Raw genomic sequence first — 22,799 nt, 5'->3', positions numbered from 1 at the left:
TTTTTTCCACATAAAAAGGCCGCCCTTTTGTTATAAAGCGCGGCCTTTTATTACGAATCTGCGGCTTTTTCTTTTACTTCCGCATAGTAGTTTTCATATTCAATAAATTCAGGAGCTTGATGAGCTGCCATGATACCGTGGTAGCTGATATCTAAGCCTACTTCTTCTTCTTCTTCCGTAGATCGAAGCGGAACCACCAAAGAAATAACCTTTAACCCTATCCACGTCGTAACAAATCCCCAAGCGCATAGAGCGATTAACCCAAGAAGTTGAACGCCAAGTAACGTCCAGCCTCCTCCTGTAAACACACCGCCGTCTGTAGAAAACAAGCCCACAGCCAACGTGCCCCATATTCCCGAAGCAGCGTGTACAGGAAAAGCTCCTACAGGATCGTCGATTTGACGTGCTTCGAGCCAGTTTGTAGCTGCCATCATTAATAAGCCAGATACAGCTCCAATAAAAATAGCAGATGGTGTGTTAACAAAAGCGCACCCCGCCGTAATGCCAACCAGTCCGGCAAGCGATCCATTTATTACAGAAGGTGCATCTGAACGGTTGTAGCGAAATAAAGTATAAAATAAAGTAGCTGCTCCGCCTGCTGCTGCTGATAACATTGTGACAATAGCAATGTGACCAATTCTAACGTCAGTGGCACTTAGCGTACTTCCTGCATTAAACCCGAACCATCCAAACCATAATAAAAAAGCACCCACTGATGCAAGCGGCAAATTGCTTGGAAGAGAAACAGAACTAATTCCATTTTTCGTGAACTTCCCTTTTCTCGGTCCAATCATGATTGCAGCTGCTAAAGCTGAAAAACCGCCAAGAGCATGGATCACTGCCGAACCGGCAAAATCAAGCATCCCTAGCTTACTAATCCATCCGCCTCCCCAAATCCAGTGTCCGGCTATAGGATAAATAAATGTAGTCATTAAAATCGCATATAAAAGATATGCGCGGAAATTAATTCGTTCTGCCACCGCTCCAGAAACGATAGAAATGACCGCAATAACAAACGCACATTGAAACAGCCAAAACGTTTCAAGCCCAATTGGAATGTCAAGGTGCGATAAATTACCTGAGAGCGCAAAACCGCTTTTACCGACGATTCCACCTAAATCATCGCCGTACATTAATCCAAACCCAATTAAATAGAAACAAAGCGTTCCTATTGTAATATCAGCGAATACTTTCATAATAATATTCACGCTATTCTTATAGCGGACAAAACCTGCCTCTAGCAAGGCAAAGCCGCCTTCCATTAACAAAATCATCGCTGCTGTTAATACAACCCACGTTGTATTTATACCTAAACTTAGTTCATTAACACTCATATCCCAACGCCTCCACTGCTTTTTAATCGTTTTATTTCTTGTACAATAGCAGGCGAAAGCGTAATTTCACTTGTTTCTTCATTTTCTGCTTTTATTAATTCAAGAACTTCATGAAGTTCTCGCATTTGTGCTTTAAGGTGATCAATTTTTTTAAAGCGTTCCTTTACGTATACCATATACTCGACCGCTTGATGCTGACTTAAAGGACGTCCGGTAAAAAATTTACGAAACGGTGATAGTGATTGATACCAAGCTTCTTCAGCACGTTTCTTCTCTTCGTATTTACTAATTTTCGTTTTTATATCTTCTATTTCTTGTGCTTTAGCTTCTTTTAACTTCATTATAAATTCAATTAATTTTAATTGAGGCAATGTAATGACCACATTATGATAAAGTTCATCCACTATAACCATGTTATATCTCCTTACATAAGATGTTATATTCTGATTATATGTAGAACAACATAGTAAGTCAATGTAATTTTTTGAAAACTCTTTAAATAGTAAATGCGCCCTATCTTTTTAATACTTATAGAATATTAAGTTCGTATGTGTTGAAATATGACGTTATTTGTTTTATCGTAGGAAGAGGAATCATGTTAGTTCCCTATTTTAATTTTATTTACCTAGGCAATTATTCGCTTTATTTTTTATAAACTTTTATTAAACAAAGGGTTACGAGGTTCTTCACTTATTTTTTCAACGAAATGAGTTGATTTTATCTCGTATTAAAATTAAAATAGAATTATGTGCAAGATTTCACAACTTCACAATGTAGTTTGAAAGTCTAGCAGATAACTAGGAACTACATATGCAACAGTATCCAGCAAAGGAGGACTTTTCATGTCTCAATCAACTATTCAAAAATCAGCTGCAGAGGAAAATGCTGCTGTACAAACAGAAGCGGCAGTTAACAAAGGTCAAGCGGATGTGTTAGATCAATTGTTAAAGCCTGAAGTACAAGAAGCTCTTACTGTTCTTGTAGATAATTTACCAAAATTATCTGAAATGGTAACGGTGCTTACAAAAACTTACGACGTTGCGCAATCATTATTAACTGACGACGTATTAAAAGAAGATCTACTTGGTGGAGTAAAAGAATTTATCGAGCCAGTAGAAGGAACAGTAAAAGGTCTTGCAGCTACTGCAATCGAAGCAAACGATCGTGCAGAAGCAAATGCTTCTAATTCAATCGGTTTATTCGGTTTATTACGCATGCTTAAAGATCCACAAGCTCAAAAACTATTCCGCTTTGCACAAGCGTATTTAGACATTACAAACGAAAAACAAAAATAATTTTCATTAAAAAGTGTGGACGGAGGATCGACTATGTCAAAACATATTTTAATTTTAGGCGGCGGTTACGGTGGTTTATTAACTGCAATGACAGCTCGCCAACACCTAAGTGCGGATGAAGCAAAAATTACAGTAGTGAACCGTTTTGCTACTCACCAAATCATTACAGAATTACACCGTCTAGCTGTAGGCGGCGTTTCTGAACAAGCGGTAGCTTTACCACTTGATAAATTACTTAAAAACTACAACGTTGATTTAAAAATTGCAACGGTAAAAGAAATCTCACCAGATCAACGTGAAGTATCTCTTGAAGATGGTACAAAATTAAGCTACGACTACCTTGTTACAGCTTTAGGTAGTGAAACTGCTTACTTCGGTATCCCTGGTTTAGAAGAGCACAGCTTCGTTCTTAAATCAGTAAATGATGCAAACCGTTTACGTGCGCACGTAGAAGCTTGTATCGCTGAATACAGCAAAACAAAAAATAAAGCTGACGGTACAATCGTAGTTGGCGGTGGCGGATTAACAGGTATCGAACTTGTTGGTGAATACGCTGACTTAATGCCAAGCCTATGTCTAAAACACGGTGTTGATCCAAAAGAAATTTCTCTATACTGTGTAGAAGCAGCTCCTACAGTTCTTCCAGGCTTCCCTGCTGAATTAGTAGAGCGCGCTCAATCAAGCTTAACAAAACGTGGCGTTACATTTGTTACTGGTACACCTGTAACAAAAATGGATGCTACAACTGTTGAACTTAAAGACGGCAGCAAAATTGAAACAAAAACAATGGTATGGACTGGCGGAGTTCAAGGTAACTCTGTAGTTGCTAACTCAGGTATCGAAGTAAACCGCGGTCGTGCACTTGTAAATGAATTCTTACAATCTACATCTCATAAAGATGTATTCCTTGCTGGTGACTCAGCGGTTGTAATGGGTCCAGAAGGTCGCCCTTACCCACCTACTGCTCAATTAGCTTGGCAAATGGGTGAAGTTGTAGGCGTGAACTTAGCAGTAGCTATTCGCGGCGGAGCAATGGAATCATTCGTTCCTGTCTTCTCTGGTACACTAGGAAGTCTTGGACGCAAAGATGCAATTGGTACAATCGGCGGAAACAAAACGCAATTAAAAGGTTTACCAGCATCACTTATGAAAGAAGCAAGTAACGTTCGTTACTTATCTCATATTAAAGGATTATTTGCATTAGCTTATTAATCCGTCTTAAAACGAAAGAGGAATTCTCCTCTTTCGTTTTTTTATTTACATAAGCCAAGAAATAAGAAGCGGCAGCGTAATCAACGACAAAATAGCACTAATGACAAAAGCAGATGCGGTTTCGTTTTCCAAACTTTCAAACCGCAAAGCAATCATCGCAGCTACAGCAGACCCAGGAAAAGCTACCAGTAAAATAGCTTTTGTCACTTCATCTGAAGACAATCCTATCCATACTGCAATTCCGAGCATAACGATGGGTTGAACCGCTACTTTTAAGACAGCGATCCCAAGCGCGCCTTTACTGAAGTTAATTTTTCCAATTCCAATCGTTACTCCTACCGCAAACAAAGCTGCTCCCGATGTGATACTTCCGATTTGATCAAGCATATCCTGTAAAAGTTTAGGTGACTGAAAGCCGCAAAGCGTTAAAATCACTCCAATTAACGGTACACATGCCAAAGGCTCAGATAGACCATGCAAAATAGAATGAACTGTTACTTTGAATAAACTTGTTTTCTCTTCCCCTTCTTTTCGCCCCCGTTGTCCAACGGTTCCTAAAATCGTTGCCAGCGGATCTAAAATCGCGTTTACCACTATTCCTGTTATAGCAATTGGAATCGCTACGGCGCCTGCACCAAACAATCCTCCGAGTACTGGAATGCCCATAAAAGCAAACGTTGGCTGAGCTGAGTTTAGGGCAAACATAGAAGAAGAAGTTAACGTATGCTTCCCTGCATACTTCACGACGAGCAATATAATGAGGTAAAACCCGACGATTCCTAAAATCAGCGCTACTAAAAACGGCCATTCGTCTATGAGTGTTTTTCTTGGCGTTGTCGTTACACCTACAAATAGGTGTGCAGGAAGCGCAAACTTCGTTACTAATGTGTTGAGCCCCTTAGACGTTTGCTTATCAAATTTTTTAAAGTGCCCTGCTAAATAACCAAGCAAAATGACAAAAAAGATAGGCGCGAGAATGAGAAAAATTTGACCTATGCTCATTTATCATTCACCTCATTCATTTTTTGCCTTAACCGGTCTATAAACAGGCTGCCATACCGCTGCTTCTACAAGTTTAGTTACATTTTGTTCGATAACAGTTGCTACGTTATCTTTTACAGCAGCATCGGCAACTGCTACAGCAACCGCCTTTGATACTTTTTGAAGATCTTTAATGTTGGGAAGAAGCGTATCTCCTTTTGTATCTGTTTCTGCTATACGCGCTACTGCATTGGCTGCTTCTGCAAACATAGATTCAGTAAACTTTTGAGCGCAAACCACAATTGTACCTAAACCAAGACCCGGAAACACAAACGCATTATTAGCCTGTCCAATTTCATAAGTGTGCCCGTTATATTCAACGGGTTCAAATGGACTCCCCGTTGCAATAAGGGCTTTTCCTTCCGTCCATTTTATAATATTTTCCGGAACAGCTTCAGCAAGTTTAGTTGGGTTTGAAAGAGGCATAATCACCGGGCGCTCTACATGTTTTGCCATTTCTTTAATAATTTCTTCGGTAAAAGCATCCGTGACGCCTGACGTTCCAATTAAAATCGTTGGCTTCACTTGCTTGACAAGCTCTAACAGTGAAATTTTATTTTCATCGTCTTTTTCCCATTCTTTAATCTCTTCATTTTGGCGAACATACGGCTGTTGAAAAGGAGCTAAATCTTCCATATCTTCGGTTAACAGACCTCTGTAATCATATGCCCAAAAACGATCATACGCTTCTTCTTCAGATAGCCCTTCAAGCATCATCGCACTATGAATACGATCAGCATTCCCAATTCCAGCAGATCCCGGTCCAAATACAACAACCCTCTGATCTTTTAGGGGCGTTCCTGTAATACGCACCGCTGTTAAAACGGCTGCAAGAGTAATTACTCCCGTTCCTTGAATATCATCATTAAACGTTAAAATTTTATCGCCGTATTCTTTCATAATGTGACGCGCGTTAATATTCCCAAGATCCTCCCAATGAAGAAGCGCTTTAGGAAACTTGGCCGTTATTTCTTTTACAAATTGAGCGATAAAACGATTATAGTCTTCTCCTTTTACTCGTTCATGACGATTTCCTAAATACAAAGGATCTTCAAGAAGCTTTTTGTTATTGGTCCCCATGTCAAGAACAACAGGCAGTACGCGGCTTGGGTCAATTCCTGCTGCAGCTGTGTAGACCGCTAACTTTCCAACTGCAATATTTATCCCTCCTACACCCCAGTCCCCGATGCCGAGAATACTTTCTGAATCCGTTACAACAAGCAAATCAATATCTTCGCCGTCGAGTCCTAAGTTTTCAATCGCATCACTTAATCGATCCGCTTCATTTACGGATAAATATAGTCCGTCAGGTCGATGGTATTCATGGCTGTATTCTTGGATGGATTGACCTACAGTAGGCGTGTAAATAATGGGAAGCATTTCACTTAAATGATCGGTTAATAAACGATAAAATAAGACAACGTTCCGGTTATGCAGATCATTCAACGAATTATTTTTTTGAAGATCATTCGGTGCTTTTTTGAACTGCTCATATGCTCTTTTTGCCTGTTCTTCTAACGTTAAAACCGTTGGAGGAAGAAGTCCCTGCAGATGAAGGTTTTCTCTTTCTTCTTCAGTAAAAGCGGAACCTTTATTTAAATAAGAAGTGGATAAAACTGATTTTCCTTTTAATGAAGTTGAAATTGACCCATCTTTTTCTACTTTATATGCTCTCATGTTTTTTTACCTCTTTTCCTAAACAATTAGATAGGGTTAGGTTCAGCAAAGAGATATATTTTTAACCATTTATTTTTAATGAAAACAAAAAAGAGATTGAGCCATAACTACATCAATCCAGTCTAAAGACGAACAAGCCGGATAAATGAAACCTGTGTTCAACCTAACAATAAAAAAATCCGAACGATTCATCGTTCGGATCTTCCTTACACGAAAATACGTTTTTCCCCGCCTCGTTTTTTATACCATGCTATAGTCTTCCTGCTCACTTTCTGAGTAATTAGGTGGCTGTATATGTGAAGGCACAAGACATTCATAGCTTTCCCCTTCTAGCCTATCCTCCAGCTCTTGTTTGGCTTGATTAATCAGCTCTTGATTTTCTATCATTTCAATCGCCGTAGCCGCGATGGCTTTTCCAGCCAATAACATCGCATCGTGGGCATACTCCGTTTTCCCTTGAGCAACAGCTTGCCATGTATGAAACGGCGTAGCATAAGCCCACGTTGCGGTCACGCACTGTGCAGTTGGAACATTCCAGCTAACGTCTGCGACATCAGTTGATCCTGTCATGAAGGAAACATTTTTAGACATAGGAGCAATTTGGTTGAAGACTGGATGATCCGCTAAAGCTCTGTCTAGCAGTGAACCCACTTGTTTTTTTGCTGCTTCTTTATCTTCAGCGGATGTAGACTCGTAAATAGCTTTGGCAAAAGCTATTTCTTCATGTTTCACTTCAGCCAAATTTATCTGCATCATTTGCTTATGCATCAGTTGCTCCATTGTTTGATTTGGAATTAGATTAGCGCAGGCTCCTTGAATTTCCTGTTCCATTTGTGTTTCAGTCATTAAAGCCGCTCCCTTTGCAATTTTCACAACCCGTTCATAAAGTTCTTTTACTTGAGATGGCTTCGGAGCACGAATTAAGTACATCACTTCCGATTCTGCTTGAACAACATTAGGAGAGATGCCTCCGCTGTTTGTAATGGCATAGTGTACGCGTGCTTCATCTATCATATGTTCACGCATATAATTTACACCAATATTCATCAACTCTACAGCGTCTAAAGCGCTTCTGCCAAGATGAGGACTAGCAGCTGCATGACTGCTTCTTCCTTTAAATTTAAAAGTTGCTTGCATAACCGCATTCGATGACGTATGCATGACACCATTAACGGTAGCGGGATGCCATGAAAACGCGAAGTCTACATCTTGAAAAAATCCTTCTCGTACCATATATGTCTTTCCGTAACCACTTTCTTCGGCTGGACATCCATAGTATCGAACGGTCCCCGGGACATTTTTTTCTTTTAAATATTCTTTGACAGCAAGCGCAGCTGCTAGTGAGCCTGCGCCAAGTAAATTATGTCCACATCCATGGCCATTTCCATTTTTTTTGACTGGATCTGCTACTGCGCACTTATCTTTTTGACTCAGCCCGGTAAGCGCATCGTATTCACCGAGAATAGCGATGATCGGATAACCGTTCCCGTAACTTCCAATAAAACCTGTTTCAAGGTTAGCAATATGTGTACGAAGCGTAAACTCTTCTTTTTCTAACATGTCGCAAATCAGCTGTGCCGACTTATACTCTTCAAACCTCGTTTCTGCATATTCCCATATTTGATCACTGATTTGAGTTAGCTCGTTTCGCTTTTTTTCAATAAGTTGTTCGACTTCTTTAATAATATCCATGAGACACTCTCCTTTTTCTTCATTATTTAACAGCATTTTGTGCGTCCACTACCACTTTTGCAGGTCGAATCGAAAACAACGAAATAGCACAGACAAGAGCGCAAATAATTAATAAAGCAAATGCTGCATTATACGAACCGCCAAACGATTGTACTAAAAAGCCAATGAGCATCGGTGTTAATACGCCGGCTGCTTGAGCTCCTGTATTGATAAAACCATTTGCTGAACCGACCACTGATTCAGGCAGCATTTTTAAAGGAGCTGAAGCGATTAAAATCACATTAAACGAAAACAGCAAGGTGACTGCACTTTGAAAAACGATAAACATGCCTACGCTAGGTGAAATGGCCATGAAGCAAAGAAAAATACCCATCAGTAAACCAAACACCGCCGCTATCGTCTTGTCTTTTCCATCTGGAAGCTTGTCTAAAACAAAGCCGCTAACAAACATTCCTATAATGCCTACAAATGCTGGGATAGCGGAAAGAAAACCGATGTTCGTTAAATTCAAATGTCTTACTTCGGCTAAATATGTAGGCATCCACGACATGAGCCCCCAGTTAATGGCGTAGATACTGAAGTATGCAATAAATAAATTCCAAATCATCGGAGTTTTGATAATTTCTTTTAATGTCATCTGCTTAGCAGGAATAGCAGAAGCCTCTCTTTCTTCCCCCTGCTGCTTTTCTTTTAGTAAAAAAACAAACAGAACCGTAATAGCAAGCCCTATGGCCCCTATGATATAAAAAATGCTTCTCCAGCTTATCGTTTGCATCAGCTGAGTCGCTAGAATCGGGGTAATCACGCCCATGATGGTACCTGACGATAACAAAAAGGACATGGCTCTACTGCGTTCTTGCTGAGGAAACCACCCTGCGATTCCTTTTGATGCAGATGGAAAATAACTCCCTTCCCCTAAACCAAATAAAAAGCGAATGATAATAATAGAAGCAAAAGACCAGGCCATTCCGGTAAAAACCGTAAACAAAGACCATAAAAGCACGGCGATTGTAATGACTTTTTTAAATCCAAAGCGGTCTGCTAGCCACCCCCCAGGTATTTGCATCAGTGCGTATCCTGCAAAAAAGCTGCTTAAGATGATGCCTGTAGAAGAAGCATTCAGATGTAGATCTTTCGAAATATCTAAAATAGCGTAATTAATAATAAAACGATCTAAGTTTCCAAGCGACCAGCCTAAAAATAATAAAAATAAAATGACGTATTTCCAGTTCGACCTTGCTAGCATAAATGCACTCATCTCCTTTTTATTCCATTTAATGTAATGTTTTGTAACAAATCAATTTGTTATATAAATATTAAAAAATTCTGACTATTTTTTCAATGTGTATTTCTATATAATAAGAACTATAACTATGTATTTTTTTACATTAAGTAGTCTATAAGGGGTTGTTAACATGAGTGATTTATTAGCTAATATGAAAGGTTATCTTACATCTATTATCAAAAATAGTCCTTATCAGATTTGGACAAGTATTGATTCTGCAAATTTTAACGTGATTTTTTCCAGTTCTTCATGTTCATCCCTGACTTACACTCCTCCCACTAGCCTACATAACGGCAGTGATTCCTTTCAAAAGCATATGGCATATGAAGAGTTCGAGGAAATTTACTTATCCTTTCCAAATCGCTATGCGTTTGTTGTTCGCATATTTGCTAAGCATGACTGGACACCCCCACAAATAAAACAGCTATCAGCTAACTTTTCTCCTTATGTGCTGCAAAAAAAGCTAGAGCGGCATGAGCACATTTTAAACGTGCTTATGAAAAGCATTAAGGAAATCTCACTTTTACAAGACTCAGATTATCTATTAACAAGAATTCTGGAAAATGCTCTTTCTGTTATTTCTGTTGCGGATATGGGCGTGCTGTGGATGTTTGATTCTTCCACTCAATTTCTTTTGCCTCGCGCCTGGTCAGGGGGTCCAAACAGTGAAATTCAAAACATGAAAATGAAAGTTGGGGAAGGAATTATCGGAAAGACATTTAAGCATAATAAAAGCTATATGTATACGAACTTAGAGGATATATTACGCGATTCTTCTACTATGACTGACGATAATATTCATTATCTTAATCAGTCCTATACGTTTACAAACATTCAATCTATCATTTCTGTCCCAATTTGTATGGAAGAACAAACGGTATGCGTACTCATTATTTATCAAAACGGCACAACCCCTCTTTTAAATGAAGAGGATAAAGAATTGTTAGAAAGCTTTTCCGATCAAGTATCGATTGCTCTCTTAAACTCAGCGCTTTTTGAAGATGTAAAAAAACAAAATGAACTTTTAATACGCCGCGATCAAATTCATCGCACCTTCATGAATGTTTCACTTCAAAGTAAAGGAATTGAACCAATACTTACCGAATTGCGCCGAATGGTTACATCTCCTGTCACCATTGTAGATTTTGTTGATAATAAGACCTATGGCTTCTTGAAATTCTTTGATATAGACACAAAAACAGCTGAATTTCACACACATTTTCTTTCACATACAAAGCCTTGTTTTTATACTATTGAGGCAAACAATGAGGCAAACAGTGTTTATATTCACCCCATACACGGCATTGACACGCTCTTAGGGTTACTTATTATGCAGGCAAATCAAGGAGATCTTTCCTCTCTAGATCAAGTGGCACTCGAACAAAGCAGCTCTGTTATTGCATTAGAAATGCTGAAAAAACAAACGTTAGTTGATTTATTTTACAAGCGAACACATGAATTATTTAGTGAATACTTATCGTGTTATGACACCACTTTGCTGTATCAAAAAGCAGCTGAGCTAAACATTGATACAAAAAAGCATATTCTAGTCGCTCTCATTACCATTCGTTCACAAGCGGACCTGCAGCTCTTAAACTTACACCTTCATCGCCTTGTATCTGACATCAAATCGGTTTTCAGCTCAAAAGCACCGGTCGTATACGGATTCGACACCAAAGTAACCATTGTATTTACGCTTGACCCTTATGAAAAACATCATGCTATTATCAAACAATTAGAAGATTTACTCTCAAAATGGCGTTACTACAATGAATGTCATGTAAAAACAGGGATTGGAAGTCGGTATTCTCATTTTACTCAAATAGGAAAAAGTTATAGTGAAGCTGAAAAAGCTATCTCTTACCTTCTGTCTCAGCAGCAAGATGGATGCATGTTGTATGAGGAAATAGGAATTAACCGGCTATTTATTAATCAATCGAAAGAAGAAGTAAAAACCTTTATTGATGAAGTATTTCTCCCTCTTAAGAACAATCATTTAAACGACGAACCTTTAGAGCAAACGCTAGAAGCGTATTTCGATAATAACCGCTCTGCTTCACTTACAGCTAAGCAGCTTCATATTCATGTTAATACACTCTATCAGCGCTTAAAGAAAATAGAAGACAAAATGAACATATCATTTACAAATAGTGAGCACCTATTAAAAGTTCAGCTAGCGTGCTATTTGAAAAAATTTCACTACAGCTAAAAAAACCGATTCTTATTTTTAAGAATCGGTTTTTTCAGTAGAAAGAACAGCTTCAATTGATTGCTTCCAGCGGCTTAGTACCTGTTTGGAATCATGAAGCTGAAATTGAATTCCTGATGTTAGAACGGCATATTTTGCGTAATCTTCTTTAACAGCGGCTACTTCTCCCGTAAATAGCTCATAGCCTGATGACACAGGAGCTTCTTTTTTCAGCGAAAATTTAATGTAATAAGCTTTTCCTTCAACAACTAATGTAACGGTTGCCTTATGATTCTGTATCATGTTTGTTGAAGATGTTGTATCTTTCCATACTAACAGCTTGACGCGTGAAGAGCTAATAGCTACCAGCTCTCCTGCGCTAATCATTGCTACATGAGGAAAGCCCTCGGATGTCACTGTAGATAGCAACATCGCATCATGCTGCTTCCTTTCTAGATCTTTTCCATTTAAAAATACGCGCACGGCTTTTGGCAGCTCTGCTTTATTCATTTTACTTACCACCTTTGCTGATTAAGATCGCGGTGGCACAGGAGGCACGTGCGTTGCCAGCGGTACGTCTTTTGGATTGACTTTAAATGGTCGAGGGTATTTTTCAGGATTGGTGATGGTCTCAGGTTCAGAAGAACGCCAGGTAAACAAACACACGTTGCATAAATAAATTTCCCAGGCTCCTTCAACTGGTGATTTAGATACTACGTTTGCTTGTTTGGTTTCACATCTTGGACAAGTATGCATGTCGATTCCTCCTTGTTTATTTTTGCATCATATTCGTTAAGATTTTTTCCCATTTTTCAGTTTCAAGTGGTGTATCTAAAGGCTGAGAATAGTGGCCTCTTGTTTCCGGTGCAACTGGTGTTGTAGCATCCAAAATCATTTTATCTGTAATACCAGCCGGCTCAGATCCTGGATCAAGTGGCAGAACTGAAAGATTAGGCACTGTTATGACATCATGTTTTGGGTGCATTTTTGTCGATAGCGCCCACATGACTTGCGGTAAATTAAACGGATCCACATCTTCGTCTACTAAAATAACTAGCTTGCAATATCCTAATCCATGCGGCGTAGTCAATGCCCTCATACCAACCGCCTTAGCAAATCCTCCGTATCGGCTTTTCGTTGAAATGATAGCAACGAGACCATGAGTATACATCGCATTCACCGCTTCAATCTCTTCAGGATATGCTTCTTTTAGCTGCTGATATAAAGGAACGCTTGTATTGATTCCAATTAAATAATCTGTTTCTGTCCAAGGCATACCGATATATAGACTTTCAAAAATAGGATCTTTGCGATGGTATACGCGATTGATTTTGATAACAGGCATGCTTCTGCCACCGGAGTAATGACCTGTAAATTCACCAAAAGGACCCTCATACTCACGTTCACCAGCTAAGATTTCTCCCTCTAAAATTACTTCTGCTCCCCAAGGTACATCTAAATCAGAAAGCTGAGACTTCACAATTCTGTATGGCTCACCTTGAATAGCTCCTGCCATTTCATACTCTGATTGATCGTAATGAAGCGGCGTAGCGGCTGCTGTGACAATCGCAGGTTCACATCCTAAAGCAATTGATACAGGGAGGTTTTCACCTTTTTCTTCGGCTTGTTTTAAGTGAATGGCAATATCATGCTGTGGCACAGGTTGAATGCCTAGACGGTCTTTCCCTTTAACCTGCATACGATATATACCTACGTTTTGCTTGCCAAAGTTCTCCTTATCATGCTGATCACGAGAAATGACGCACGCTTTATCTAGATAATAGCCGCCGTCTCCTTGATTTAAGCGAAACAATGGCAAAAGGTCGAATAAGTTGATATCATCTTTAATTTCACACTCATGAAATGGCGCTGTTTCTTCTCTTTTTACTTTGACAGGAAATTTTTCATATCTCCGAGCAAATTCAAAGAACTGTTCTTTTACAGGAGTTGATTTAGGCAGTCCCATCATTAACGCGTGATTTGACCAGGAACCCATTACGTTTAGGGCTACCTTTGCATTGTTGTACCCATAAATATTGGTAAATAATAATCCCGGCGTTTGGTCTCCTAAATTACTGATAGCTTGACCTGCTGAACCTAAATCTGGATCAGGCTGCACTTCATCTGTAATCGTCAGTAGCTGCCCTTCTTTATGTAGCGTATTAAGGAAATCTCTAAAGTCTTTATAAGCCATGTTTATTTTCCTCCTTGTGATAAATGTTTAATTCCATTCCATCTTTTTGCCTCAGGAAGCTCAATTCCTAATTGATCTAACGTTCGAACAGCAATATGAGTGACAATATCATCAATTGTCTCAGGTTTGTTATAAAATGCCGGCATAGGAGGCACAAGGATAGCGCCCATTTTTGAAAGATCCAGCATGTTTTCTAAATGAATCGTATTCAAAGGCGTTTCTCGAGGAAGTAGCACCAGTGGCTTTCTTTCTTTTAACATCACATCTGCTGTTCTCGCTATTAAGTTATCTGCTAGTCCCATTCGAATAGATGCTAATGTTTTCATGCTGCAAGGACTTACAATCATTCCGTCTATACGGAATGAACCGCTCGAAATTTTTGCTGCTTGGTCTTGATATGAATAACAATAATCTGCTAGCGCTTCTACTTGCTGAACGCTATAAGGTGTTTCCAGCTTAATTGTGGCATGAGCCCAAGGCGACATGACTAAATGCGTTTCAACAGAAGCCTTCTTCAAAAGCTCTAAAATTCGAATACCTAAAATAGCTCCCGTGGCTCCTGTGATTCCTACAGCTATTTTCATTTCTCTTCCTCCTCTCTGCTTTGGTTACACATTTAACTTTACACTCATTTTCTATACAATTAAAATATTGATAAAGTATATAATAATACCTTTAAAGTATGGAGTTGAATACAGTGGAATTAAGACAGCTTCATTATTTTATTGTCATAGCTGAAGAATTAAATGTAACTAAAGCAGCAAAGCGCCTGCATATGGCTCAGCCTCCTTTAAGCAGACAGCTAAAACAGCTCGAAAATGAGCTCGGCCTTTTGCTTTTTGAACGAAACAATAATAAGCGCTTATTGTTAACGGCAGAAGGAGAGCTTTTTTTAAACCGAGCGAAAGAAATTGTGCAAAGGGTCGAAAAATCAGTATTGGAAGTACAGGAATGTAAAAGTATAACAAATGAAAAGCTTGAAGTCGGCTGTACGATCTACTGTGCATCAACGGTTCTCGATAAGCTAACTCTTATCCAAAAACAGTATCCAAACAGTACTTTTAATATCTATGAAAACGAACCAGCTCATTTAAACGAGTTGTTGACGGATGGAAAGATTGATGTAGCAGTCACTACTACTGACTTACCTTATAAACATGTCAAAACAAAAACACTTGCACCAGATGTTTTTGTTGTAGCCGTTCCCAAAGAAAGTGGTTATGCAAAAGAAAAGATTTCAGTCGCTGAAATTGCTTCTCTCCCTCTTATTCTTCTTCGCTCAAACCGGGAAATAAGCATATACAATCGCATTATAAAGGAATTTGAAAAGATGGGTATAACACCTAACATTTTATGCGAATGCCATGATTCAGCGATGCTTCTTAATTTAGTATGTCGTGGCCTCGGTGCTGCTATTGTTCCTTATTCGATGCTATCTTCTTTTTCACTAGAACATATTAAAATTTTAAACATAGAAGATAATCCATTTGTAATAGAACCTTTAGTTACGTGGCGTACCGACAGTTATCTTCCTAAAATCGCCCAAGAATTTTTAAAGCTTTTTTAAATATAAATGCACAAAAAAAGACTTTGCTAAAATAGCAAAGCCTTTTTTGTTCTATATCCATATATGTGATTACATTAACCAAGAAATTAACAGCGGTAATGTAACAAGTGACATAATGGCACTAAGTACGAATGCTGAAGCTGTTTCACCAGCTAAGCTGTCAAAGCGAACTGAAATCATCGCTGCTACAGCTGAACCTGGGAACGCTACTAATAATACTAATTTTACGATGTCAGCTGATGATAGACCCATTGCTGTTGCAATTCCTAACATTACAAGCGGCTGAATAGCCACTTTTAAAATCGCAATACCAAATGCCGCTGGGCTAAATTGAATTTTACGGATACCAATTGTTACCCCAACTGCGAATAGTGCCGCACCAGACGTAATTGAACCGATTTGGTCTAAGCTGCTTGAAAGTAAATCTGGAGCTTGGAATCCAAATAATACTAATACTACTGCGATTAACGGAACACAGGCTAACGGCTCAGAAAGACCATGTAAAATTGATTTAATCGTTACTTTAAATAAGCTTTCTCCTGCATCATTTTCGCTTTTTTCACGTTGTCCAACCGTACCAATAATAGTTGCTAAAGGATCAAGCATCGCGTTTACTACAATACCCGTAATGGCGATTGGAATCGCTACTACATCCGCACCAAACAAGCTACCTAATACGGGAATACCCATAAACGCAAACGTTGGCTGCGTAGAGTTTAAAGAGAACATAGACGCGCCTGTTAGTGAGTATTTGAATACATATTTTGCAACAAGTAAGAAAAGAACATAAAATCCAATAATACCAAGAACTAATGCTAATAAAAACGGCCATTTTTCAATAAGCGTTTGTTTTGATGTTGTTGTAATACCAACGAATAGATGTGCAGGTAACGCAAATTTTGTTACAAGCGTATTTAACCCTTTAGATGTTGTTGCATCAAACTTTTTAAAATACCCTGCTAAATAACCTAGCAAAATAACAAAAAAGATTGGGGTTAAAATAATAAAGATTTGACTAATTTCCATTTTTGAACACTCCATTGTTTAGATTAGAATCAATCATATAAATTTGCTTTTTTAGAAAGATAATTATTTTCTAAGGCTTGTCTATGGATATTGTTTACGTCAGGCCATTCATCTCCCCTTTTGCTAAACATCTCTACAAATATGAAGTAACGTATAATGGTTCATGAAAACGCATGGACTTTGTTTTTCTGCAATCATTTATTTACTTCGAAGCTGTTCATTTATTTAACATCAAATCACACAAAACTTGTCATACAATACAGTAACTATACAACCTTAGTAAAAACTTGTCATACAATCATGTTGTTGGCTTACTTAGGCTGAAAAAAAACACCTTCAAATGAAAGATGCTTAATCTTGTGATGAAAGAAAGCTACTTCTGATTGATGAGGAAGAATCTCTAAGAGTTTGAAACTCTCAGTTAAAAAGTTCCATAATTTCACAAAGTTTTTACAAACCGTCTTACTTATTTGTATACTGCTTTCTGTGACGAATTTATGAACATGTTTTAACTTAACATTTGTAGGGCAATTATTCAATTACATTGCTTAAAATTTTAATGAAAAAAATATTTTAATCCTGCTTTTTTTACATAAAAAGGATTAATATAGTCACAAAGACCTACATATTGACGGTTAAAAAGAAGATGATTCATCTATCACCTTCTTTTGCTCACTTAATTTAATAATTACATTTCGATCATAACGTTACTTTATTTTAGCATCAATAATGGAAAAATTGTGTTCTTCTGAAAACCACGTTTTAATTTTTTCTTTTGCTTTCAGTTTAACACCTTCATCAATGTACATGGCAACTTGAATCAATGCAAGCCCTAGAGCTCCTAAATCATCTGTAAATCCAACTCCTGCTGCGAAGTCTGGAATTAAATCTAGAGGAAGAATAAAGTAACCTAACGCTCCTATAATAACTGCTTTTGCTTTTGGCGGAATATCAGGCTTTTGCAGCGTATAGTATAAAAGCAATACGGCATAAACAACGTTTGCTCCCGCTTTTTTACCAAACTTTTTAAGCTTGTCCCAAAATTTTTCTTCCGAGTAATATTTGGCTGTTTCCTCTGTACGAACGGGTACAATTTCTTGTTTCTCTTCCATATCGATCACCCTTTCATCACCATATGTACTTATTATAAACGATTATCTCTACCGAATTCCATTGAGAGCTTAAACTCCATAAACCTGCACAAAGCAGGCTTATGAACTTTTTAATGAGTAATGCTTCATAACGATGGTAACTAAGTCATTCAGCGCTGTTTCACTTTTAGAATGATTTTCAAACTGCTGAATGAGATCCATATGTTCAAGCAGCACTTCGTAATTACCCGTCATCTTTCTCAGAACTTCATATGCGGAACTATTCAAATCCACTTGTATTTTCAAATCCTCCAGCTGTACTAGATACTCATTCCAGCGCTGGTCTTGTTCTAGCAGCAGCCATACAATTTCTTTTATCGCCTTCCGCACATTGGACTCCATCTTTTCATCTCCTTTGATACACAGATATAACAAAGTCTATGAAAAAAACGAGCTTTTTCATTCCCGTATTAAACAAAAAGAGTTTCTTTTATTTTATAACAACCCCGCTTAAGAGCTCTTCCCATACTTTATCATCGCGCAGCACGTCCATTGAAAAAATAGGTGCATGTAAGACACATGTATAAGGCAAGTCCCAGTTAGCTTCGGACAACAGTTCTTTTTCACTGTTTGTCAGCAGCAGTATATAGAAATCGTTTTTGACCATTCCCTTTAAAATATGCTCTAATTCTTTCGCTTCTTCATACGTTCCGCCCATACGAATAAACAATATACAAGAACTGGTCTCCATCGACGTTAAAAATCGCTCCGTTCTCCGTTCATATTTTTCTTTGACTTCATTATATGAAAGCCAGTTAGTCTCTGTATTAATAGACGACGGAAAATCATGAGCAGAATCAATTTGATACACCTTATCACGCAGTCTAAGCGTGGAACCATCTCCGAAAGAACTGATATAGGTTAAGTGTTCATATACAAATAAGTCTTTACAGCGATTTTTCAACAGCTGATTGACATGAGAAAGAGAAATGCTAATACACCAATCAATCACGCCGGCTTGTTTTCGCAAAGAATATTTTTTCATGTATATCCCTGGAAAACAGTTATAGCCTAAACTGTATATCATATCGTACTGCTTGCTTTTTAGTTCATTTAAAGTAACCATGTTCATCCTCCTTTCTACTATAAAATATGACAGCTTTTTATAGAAAGAGGCGGCTTCTGCCTTATACCGTACAAGCTTTTTGCTTCTTAAAAACTTGTGTAAATAAAGAGCAATAACTGAAAGGAAAATAACCGAAGCAAAATATTTTGGAACTCGAAAGATTATTGTTAAAATACTTGTATTCCATTGAAATAACAAGGCCTATGAAGTCTTTAAAGAAAGAAGATGAAATTGATGAGTAAAGCATTAAAAGATATTCCGATTTCCGTATTGGATCTTTCCCCTGTAGTTGAAGGAGGAACTGTATCTGACTCACTTAGAAATACATTAGATTTAGCTCAGCACGCTGAAAAATGGGGGTATAACCGCTACTGGCTAGCTGAACATCATAATATGACAGGTATCGCAAGCTCCGCTACATCTGTTGTAATTGGTCATGTAGCTGCAGGCACGTCACGTATTCGCGTAGGCTCTGGCGGTATTATGCTTCCTAACCATTCTCCGCTTGTTATTGCTGAGCATTTTGGCACGCTTGAATCACTATTTCCAGGACGTATTGATTTAGGCTTAGGGAGAGCGCCAGGGACAGATCAGCTGACAGCACAGGCGCTGCGACGCGACCGCAGAAGCGACGGCAGTGACTTCCCAGAACAGCTAGCTGAACTGCAGGAATACTTTAAACCGGCTTCAGAAAGTCAGATGCGCGTTAAAGCTGTTCCAGGTCAAGGTTTAAATATTCCGATTTGGCTGCTTGGCTCAAGCGGTTTTAGCGCACAGCTTTCTGCACAGCTAGGTTTGCCATTTTCATTTGCAAGTCACTTCTCACCTAATAATACAATGACAGCTCTTAACATGTATCGCCGTTATTTTAAGCCGTCCCACGTGTTAGAGAAACCATATGCAATGTTAGGTGTAAACGTAATCGCTGCTGATACAGATAGAGAAGCTGAACGCTTGGCTACTTCTATGCAGCAGCAGTTTCTAAATTTAATTCGAAACACACCGGGTAAACTAAAAGCTCCTGTGGATAATATGGATGAACTATGGACTGACTTTGAAAAAGCTTCTCTTCAACAGCAGCTGGGCTCTTCTATTGTCGGAAGCCCTGAGACGATTAAAGTCAAGCTTGAACAGTTTATTGAAGAAACAGAAGCAGATGAACTGATGATTAACGCTCAAATTTACGATCACAAAGCTCGCCTTCGTTCGTACGAAATTGTTTCTCAGCTGTTCAAATAATAAAAAGGCCGGACGTGTCCGGCCTTTTTATTTGCTTTCTACGGCTTCAAGAAGTAAATCTGCAAGATGAACGGCCCTTACACTTTCTTCTACTCCTTCTCTGACTACGCCTAGCTTCATTTGAATGAGACAGCCCGGGTTTGCTGTTACAATCGTATGTGCATGGGCTTCTTTTACTTTTTCCATTTTATAATCTAAAATTTGCATAGACATCTCTTGTTCCGTTAAGTTATAAATACCCGCTGAGCCGCAGCAATGATCCGCATTTTCCATTTCATTAAACACCGTTCCGTTAATCGCTTGGATCAGTTTTCTCGGTGCGCTGGACGTTTTCATCACGTTTCTTAAATGACACGAGTCTTGATACGTAATAATTTGACTTGGCAGCGATAACTTTTGTTTTTCCACAAACTGCTGCTGCACTAGAATCTCTGAAAAATCTTTCACTTTTGCAGAAAAGGCCTCTGCTCTTTCTTTCCATTCCGGCTCCTCTTTTAATAAATGATCGTATTCTACCAACAGCGCACCGCAGCCTCCTGCATTAAGAACAATATCATCCGCTTGAATGGATTCAAACGCCATAATATTTTGCTTCGCTAACTTCTTTGCCTGATCTTTCTCTCCTCCATGCGCATGCAGTGCGCCGCAGCAAGTCTGCACTTCTGGTATGACGACCTTACACCCCGCTGTTTGTAAAAGTGCAATCGTCGCGTTGTTTGTTTCCATAAACATCGTATCCATTAGACACCCTGTAAAAAAAGCAACCGTACGCTCTCTTGTTCCTTCTGCTTCAAATAAAAAAGGACGTTTCTTCATTTCTTTTTTGGTTGGCACAGGCGGAAGCGTTTTTTCCATTTGTGCTAAATTACCAGGCAGAACGTTTAGTATGTTTGTTTTTTGAACAGCTTTTTGCAAGCCGCTTCTTTGATAGAAAGCAAGCAGAGAATGTACATTTTTTAATCGTTCTTTATGCGGAAAAAGCTGTTCAAACACCATATGCCTGAGCGCTTTCACCGGCCATTTATGTCGTTTTTTCTGCTGAATAATATCACGCGCTTCTTCTAATAAGTGTCCGTACTTCACACCAGAAGGACAAACAGGCTCACACGCTCGGCAGCCAAGGCAAAGATTTAATTGCTTTTCAACAGATTCATCCGGTTCAATAAGTCCGTCTACCACTCCTTTCATCAAAGCAATTCTTCCGCGCGGTGACGCTGCTTCATATTGATTCGTTTGGCCATACGTCGGACAGCTTGGCAAACAAAAACCGCATCTCATACAATTCATTAACTCGTCATAATCTAACCGTTCTTTGAACGCTTGCTGAATGTCTTTTGTTGCCGTCATGAACGAACCACCACTCTTTTTCTCGTGTCTTTAGCAAAAATTTTCCCTGGATTCATAATTCCTTGCGGGTCCAAAGCATACTTGATTGCTTTCATCGCTGCTACTCCTTCTCCGCCCATCTTCAATGCTAAATACGGTGCTTTCATTTCTCCGACTCCGTGTTCACCTGTAATCGTTCCTCCAAGCTCAATGGCTTTATGAAAAATCGCTTCAAAAGCTTGTTCGACGCGGTGAAGCTCTTCTTTGTCACGCGCATCTGTTAAACAAGTCGGATGCAGATTTCCGTCTCCTGCATGACCAAACGTACAGATCTTAACGTTATATGTTACGGCAATTTCATTAATCGCTTTGACCATTTCACTAATTTTAGACCGGGGGACGGTTGCATCTTCTAAAATCGTCGTTGGCTTCATTCGCGCTAAAGCAGAAAGGGCTGATCTTCTTGCTGTACTTAACGCTTCTGCTTCTGCTTGCGAAGCCGCTACTTTTACCGATACAGCGTTTCCTTCGCTGCAGATGCGTGAAATCATTTCAATATCGCGCTTCACCACTTCTGGCGGTCCGTCTTGTTCAATCAATAAGACAGCGTTTACATCTGTTGGCAGCCCAACTTGCGCAAAATCTTCTACTACCTCGCACGTCGGCTGATCTAAAAATTCAAGCGTGGCTGGAATAATTTTATGTGCAATAATAGCTGAAACCGTTTTAGCGGCTGCGTCCATGTCTTCAAACAGCGCGAGCAGAGTTTGTTTTGTTTCAGGTATGGGAATGAGCTTTAAAATGGCTTCTGTCACGACGCCCAGCGTTCCTTCAGAACCAACAAACAAGTTCGTTAAATCGTAGCCAGCTACATCTTTAGCTAACTTGCCGCCCGTCTTAATACAGTCGCCGTTTGCAAGAACTACTTCAAGACCAAGAACGTAATCTTTTGTCACGCCATATTTTAAGCCTCGTAATCCTCCTGAACATTCATTGATGTTTCCTCCAATAGTTGATATTTTCATGGAGCTTGGATCAGGGGGATAAAATAAACCTTTTGCCTCTACAGCGTTAATTAAATCTAACGTAATAACACCCGGCTGAACGGTAACCGTTAAATTTTCTTCATCAACTTCTAAAATTTTATTCATCCGGTTAAAGGTAAGAACAATTCCGCCTTGCGTGGGACACGTTCCTGCGCTTAAATTTGTACCTGAACCTCTTGGAACAATGGGCACGTGATCTTCGTTGCATATCGTTAAAATTCTTTTCACTTGTTCTTTGTTTTCAGGCATAATAACCGCATCAGGAAGCGACTGAAAGTTAGGTGTTGCGTCATAGGAATACACGAGTCTTGCTTCACTGCTATCTTGAAAGTTGGCTGATCCTACAACTTCAATGAGCTTTGCTTTTGTTCGTTCATTAAGCATAACGTTCCTCCTTATATATCTCTTACTCTTATTATAGTTTCAGAAGCCACGAGGGACTATAGATAAAGAACTAAAA

General features: G+C 38.9%; 21 protein-coding genes. 5 read left to right on the top strand and 16 right to left on the bottom strand.

Annotated features, from left to right (window positions below; all coding sequences use genetic code 11):
- Nucleotides 1–50: 50 nt before the first annotated feature.
- Both MMB68_RS20420 and MMB68_RS20415 read right to left on the bottom strand, forming a co-directional pair.
- Nucleotides 51–1,334, bottom strand: a complete 1,284-nt coding sequence (locus MMB68_RS20420) for an ammonium transporter (RefSeq protein ID WP_098999400.1) — start codon at nt 1,332–1,334, stop codon at nt 51–53.
- Nucleotides 1,331–1,747, bottom strand: a complete 417-nt coding sequence (locus MMB68_RS20415) for a hypothetical protein (RefSeq protein ID WP_013057326.1) — start codon at nt 1,745–1,747, stop codon at nt 1,331–1,333. Before MMB68_RS20415 ends, MMB68_RS20420 begins: the two co-directional genes overlap by 4 nt.
- A gap of 429 nt (nt 1,748–2,176) precedes the next feature.
- Here MMB68_RS20415 and MMB68_RS20410 point away from each other — a divergent pair, with 429 nt between their 5' ends.
- On the top strand, nt 2,177–2,629 hold the full coding sequence (locus MMB68_RS20410; RefSeq protein ID WP_013057327.1) for a DUF1641 domain-containing protein: 453 nt from the start codon (nt 2,177–2,179) through the stop codon (nt 2,627–2,629).
- A gap of 33 nt (nt 2,630–2,662) precedes the next feature.
- Entirely contained in the window at nt 2,663–3,841 is a 1,179-nt protein-coding gene (locus MMB68_RS20405; protein WP_013057328.1) for an NAD(P)/FAD-dependent oxidoreductase, read from the top strand.
- A gap of 45 nt (nt 3,842–3,886) precedes the next feature.
- Here the strand turns inward: MMB68_RS20405 and MMB68_RS20400 are convergent, their stop codons facing one another.
- The 4 genes from MMB68_RS20400 to MMB68_RS20385 form a co-directional block, all read right to left on the bottom strand.
- Nucleotides 3,887–4,843, bottom strand: a complete 957-nt coding sequence (locus MMB68_RS20400; protein ID WP_063247862.1) for an AEC family transporter — start codon at nt 4,841–4,843, stop codon at nt 3,887–3,889.
- Between the two features lie 12 nt (nt 4,844–4,855).
- On the bottom strand, nt 4,856–6,559 hold the full coding sequence (locus tag MMB68_RS20395) for an NAD-dependent malic enzyme (protein ID WP_277447748.1): 1,704 nt from the start codon (nt 6,557–6,559) through the stop codon (nt 4,856–4,858).
- A 240-nt stretch (nt 6,560–6,799) separates the two neighbouring features.
- On the bottom strand, nt 6,800–8,251 hold the full coding sequence (locus tag MMB68_RS20390; RefSeq protein ID WP_277549286.1) for a M20 family metallopeptidase: 1,452 nt from the start codon (nt 8,249–8,251) through the stop codon (nt 6,800–6,802).
- Nucleotides 8,252–8,273: 22 nt separating this feature from the next.
- Nucleotides 8,274–9,497, bottom strand: a complete 1,224-nt coding sequence (locus MMB68_RS20385; protein WP_221785012.1) for an MFS transporter — start codon at nt 9,495–9,497, stop codon at nt 8,274–8,276.
- A 169-nt stretch (nt 9,498–9,666) separates the two neighbouring features.
- Between MMB68_RS20385 and MMB68_RS20380 the strand changes: the two genes are divergently transcribed.
- The gene (locus tag MMB68_RS20380; RefSeq protein ID WP_277549285.1) at nt 9,667–11,745 is read left to right on the top strand and encodes a helix-turn-helix domain-containing protein; all 2,079 of its coding nucleotides are present in this window, start codon (nt 9,667–9,669) and stop codon (nt 11,743–11,745) included.
- An 18-nt stretch (nt 11,746–11,763) separates the two neighbouring features.
- Here the strand turns inward: MMB68_RS20380 and MMB68_RS20375 are convergent, their stop codons facing one another.
- From MMB68_RS20375 to MMB68_RS20360, 4 genes are read right to left on the bottom strand one after another with little or no spacing between them, the layout of a single operon-like run.
- Nucleotides 11,764–12,234: a hypothetical protein gene (locus tag MMB68_RS20375; RefSeq protein WP_221785010.1), complete on the bottom strand. Its 471-nt coding sequence runs from the start codon at nt 12,232–12,234 to the stop codon at nt 11,764–11,766.
- A gap of 21 nt (nt 12,235–12,255) precedes the next feature.
- Entirely contained in the window at nt 12,256–12,480 is a 225-nt protein-coding gene (locus tag MMB68_RS20370; protein ID WP_269870796.1) for a non-oxidative hydroxyarylic acid decarboxylases subunit D, read from the bottom strand.
- A 16-nt stretch (nt 12,481–12,496) separates the two neighbouring features.
- Nucleotides 12,497–13,918: a non-oxidative hydroxyarylic acid decarboxylases subunit C gene (locus tag MMB68_RS20365; protein WP_221785009.1), complete on the bottom strand. Its 1,422-nt coding sequence runs from the start codon at nt 13,916–13,918 to the stop codon at nt 12,497–12,499.
- A 2-nt stretch (nt 13,919–13,920) separates the two neighbouring features.
- Nucleotides 13,921–14,502 (bottom strand): non-oxidative hydroxyarylic acid decarboxylases subunit B, encoded by a 582-nt coding sequence (locus tag MMB68_RS20360; RefSeq protein WP_074896569.1) that lies wholly within the window; start codon nt 14,500–14,502, stop codon nt 13,921–13,923.
- Nucleotides 14,503–14,615: 113 nt separating this feature from the next.
- On the opposite strand from MMB68_RS20360, the gene MMB68_RS20355 reads away from it, so the two are divergent.
- A complete protein-coding gene (locus tag MMB68_RS20355; protein ID WP_264407618.1) occupies nt 14,616–15,485 on the top strand; it encodes a LysR family transcriptional regulator in 870 nt (289 codons plus the stop codon).
- A gap of 69 nt (nt 15,486–15,554) precedes the next feature.
- On the opposite strand, the gene MMB68_RS20350 is transcribed toward MMB68_RS20355, so the two are convergent.
- The 4 genes from MMB68_RS20350 to MMB68_RS20335 all read right to left on the bottom strand — a co-directional run bounded on the left by MMB68_RS20350 (nt 15,555) and on the right by MMB68_RS20335 (nt 18,728).
- Nucleotides 15,555–16,511: an AEC family transporter gene (locus MMB68_RS20350; protein WP_257041942.1), complete on the bottom strand. Its 957-nt coding sequence runs from the start codon at nt 16,509–16,511 to the stop codon at nt 15,555–15,557.
- A gap of 707 nt (nt 16,512–17,218) precedes the next feature.
- On the bottom strand, nt 17,219–17,623 hold the full coding sequence (locus tag MMB68_RS20345; RefSeq protein WP_013057340.1) for a YkvA family protein: 405 nt from the start codon (nt 17,621–17,623) through the stop codon (nt 17,219–17,221).
- 99 nt (nt 17,624–17,722) lie between these two features.
- Nucleotides 17,723–18,004 (bottom strand): hypothetical protein, encoded by a 282-nt coding sequence (locus MMB68_RS20340; RefSeq protein ID WP_013057341.1) that lies wholly within the window; start codon nt 18,002–18,004, stop codon nt 17,723–17,725.
- A gap of 88 nt (nt 18,005–18,092) precedes the next feature.
- Complete coding sequence (locus tag MMB68_RS20335) at nt 18,093–18,728, bottom strand: DUF1796 family putative cysteine peptidase (RefSeq protein WP_264407620.1); 636 nt, start codon at nt 18,726–18,728, stop codon at nt 18,093–18,095.
- Between the two features lie 234 nt (nt 18,729–18,962).
- Between MMB68_RS20335 and MMB68_RS20330 the strand changes: the two genes are divergently transcribed.
- A complete protein-coding gene (locus MMB68_RS20330) occupies nt 18,963–19,967 on the top strand; it encodes an LLM class flavin-dependent oxidoreductase (protein ID WP_277549284.1) in 1,005 nt (334 codons plus the stop codon).
- Nucleotides 19,968–19,994: 27 nt separating this feature from the next.
- Here MMB68_RS20330 and MMB68_RS20325 read toward each other — a convergent pair whose 3' ends face one another.
- Together MMB68_RS20325 and glcD are read right to left on the bottom strand one after the other, a co-directional pair.
- Nucleotides 19,995–21,314: a (Fe-S)-binding protein gene (locus MMB68_RS20325; protein WP_277549283.1), complete on the bottom strand. Its 1,320-nt coding sequence runs from the start codon at nt 21,312–21,314 to the stop codon at nt 19,995–19,997.
- Nucleotides 21,311–22,723: a glycolate oxidase subunit GlcD gene (gene glcD / locus MMB68_RS20320; protein WP_277549282.1), complete on the bottom strand. Its 1,413-nt coding sequence runs from the start codon at nt 22,721–22,723 to the stop codon at nt 21,311–21,313. The genes MMB68_RS20325 and glcD overlap by 4 nt, the downstream gene beginning before the upstream one ends.
- Nucleotides 22,724–22,799: the final 76 nt, after the last annotated feature.

This window comes from Priestia sp. Y58 (assembly GCF_029522095.1).
Taxonomy (GTDB): domain Bacteria; phylum Bacillota; class Bacilli; order Bacillales; family Bacillaceae_H; genus Priestia; species Priestia megaterium_E.
Note: the sequence above shows the minus strand (reverse complement) of the source record. Positions and strands in the feature narration are given on the sequence as shown.

Coding starts and splice junctions, on each gene's coding strand:
- MMB68_RS20420 (WP_098999400.1), bottom strand. CDS start 1,334: ATGAGTGTTAATGAACTAAGTTTAGGTATAAATACAACGTGGGTTGTA.
- MMB68_RS20415 (WP_013057326.1), bottom strand. CDS start 1,747: ATGGTTATAGTGGATGAACTTTATCATAATGTGGTCATTACATTGCCT.
- MMB68_RS20410 (WP_013057327.1), top strand. CDS start 2,177: ATGTCTCAATCAACTATTCAAAAATCAGCTGCAGAGGAAAATGCTGCT.
- MMB68_RS20405 (WP_013057328.1), top strand. CDS start 2,663: ATGTCAAAACATATTTTAATTTTAGGCGGCGGTTACGGTGGTTTATTA.
- MMB68_RS20400 (WP_063247862.1), bottom strand. CDS start 4,843: ATGAGCATAGGTCAAATTTTTCTCATTCTCGCGCCTATCTTTTTTGTC.
- MMB68_RS20395 (WP_277447748.1), bottom strand. CDS start 6,559: ATGAGAGCATATAAAGTAGAAAAAGATGGGTCAATTTCAACTTCATTA.
- MMB68_RS20390 (WP_277549286.1), bottom strand. CDS start 8,251: ATGGATATTATTAAAGAAGTCGAACAACTTATTGAAAAAAAGCGAAAC.
- MMB68_RS20385 (WP_221785012.1), bottom strand. CDS start 9,497: ATGCTAGCAAGGTCGAACTGGAAATACGTCATTTTATTTTTATTATTT.
- MMB68_RS20380 (WP_277549285.1), top strand. CDS start 9,667: ATGAGTGATTTATTAGCTAATATGAAAGGTTATCTTACATCTATTATC.
- MMB68_RS20375 (WP_221785010.1), bottom strand. CDS start 12,234: ATGAATAAAGCAGAGCTGCCAAAAGCCGTGCGCGTATTTTTAAATGGA.
- MMB68_RS20370 (WP_269870796.1), bottom strand. CDS start 12,480: ATGCATACTTGTCCAAGATGTGAAACCAAACAAGCAAACGTAGTATCT.
- MMB68_RS20365 (WP_221785009.1), bottom strand. CDS start 13,918: ATGGCTTATAAAGACTTTAGAGATTTCCTTAATACGCTACATAAAGAA.
- MMB68_RS20360 (WP_074896569.1), bottom strand. CDS start 14,502: ATGAAAATAGCTGTAGGAATCACAGGAGCCACGGGAGCTATTTTAGGT.
- MMB68_RS20350 (WP_257041942.1), bottom strand. CDS start 16,511: ATGGAAATTAGTCAAATCTTTATTATTTTAACCCCAATCTTTTTTGTT.
- MMB68_RS20345 (WP_013057340.1), bottom strand. CDS start 17,623: ATGGAAGAGAAACAAGAAATTGTACCCGTTCGTACAGAGGAAACAGCC.
- MMB68_RS20340 (WP_013057341.1), bottom strand. CDS start 18,004: ATGGAGTCCAATGTGCGGAAGGCGATAAAAGAAATTGTATGGCTGCTG.
- MMB68_RS20335 (WP_264407620.1), bottom strand. CDS start 18,728: ATGGTTACTTTAAATGAACTAAAAAGCAAGCAGTACGATATGATATAC.
- MMB68_RS20330 (WP_277549284.1), top strand. CDS start 18,963: ATGAGTAAAGCATTAAAAGATATTCCGATTTCCGTATTGGATCTTTCC.
- MMB68_RS20325 (WP_277549283.1), bottom strand. CDS start 21,314: ATGACGGCAACAAAAGACATTCAGCAAGCGTTCAAAGAACGGTTAGAT.
- glcD (WP_277549282.1), bottom strand. CDS start 22,723: ATGCTTAATGAACGAACAAAAGCAAAGCTCATTGAAGTTGTAGGATCA.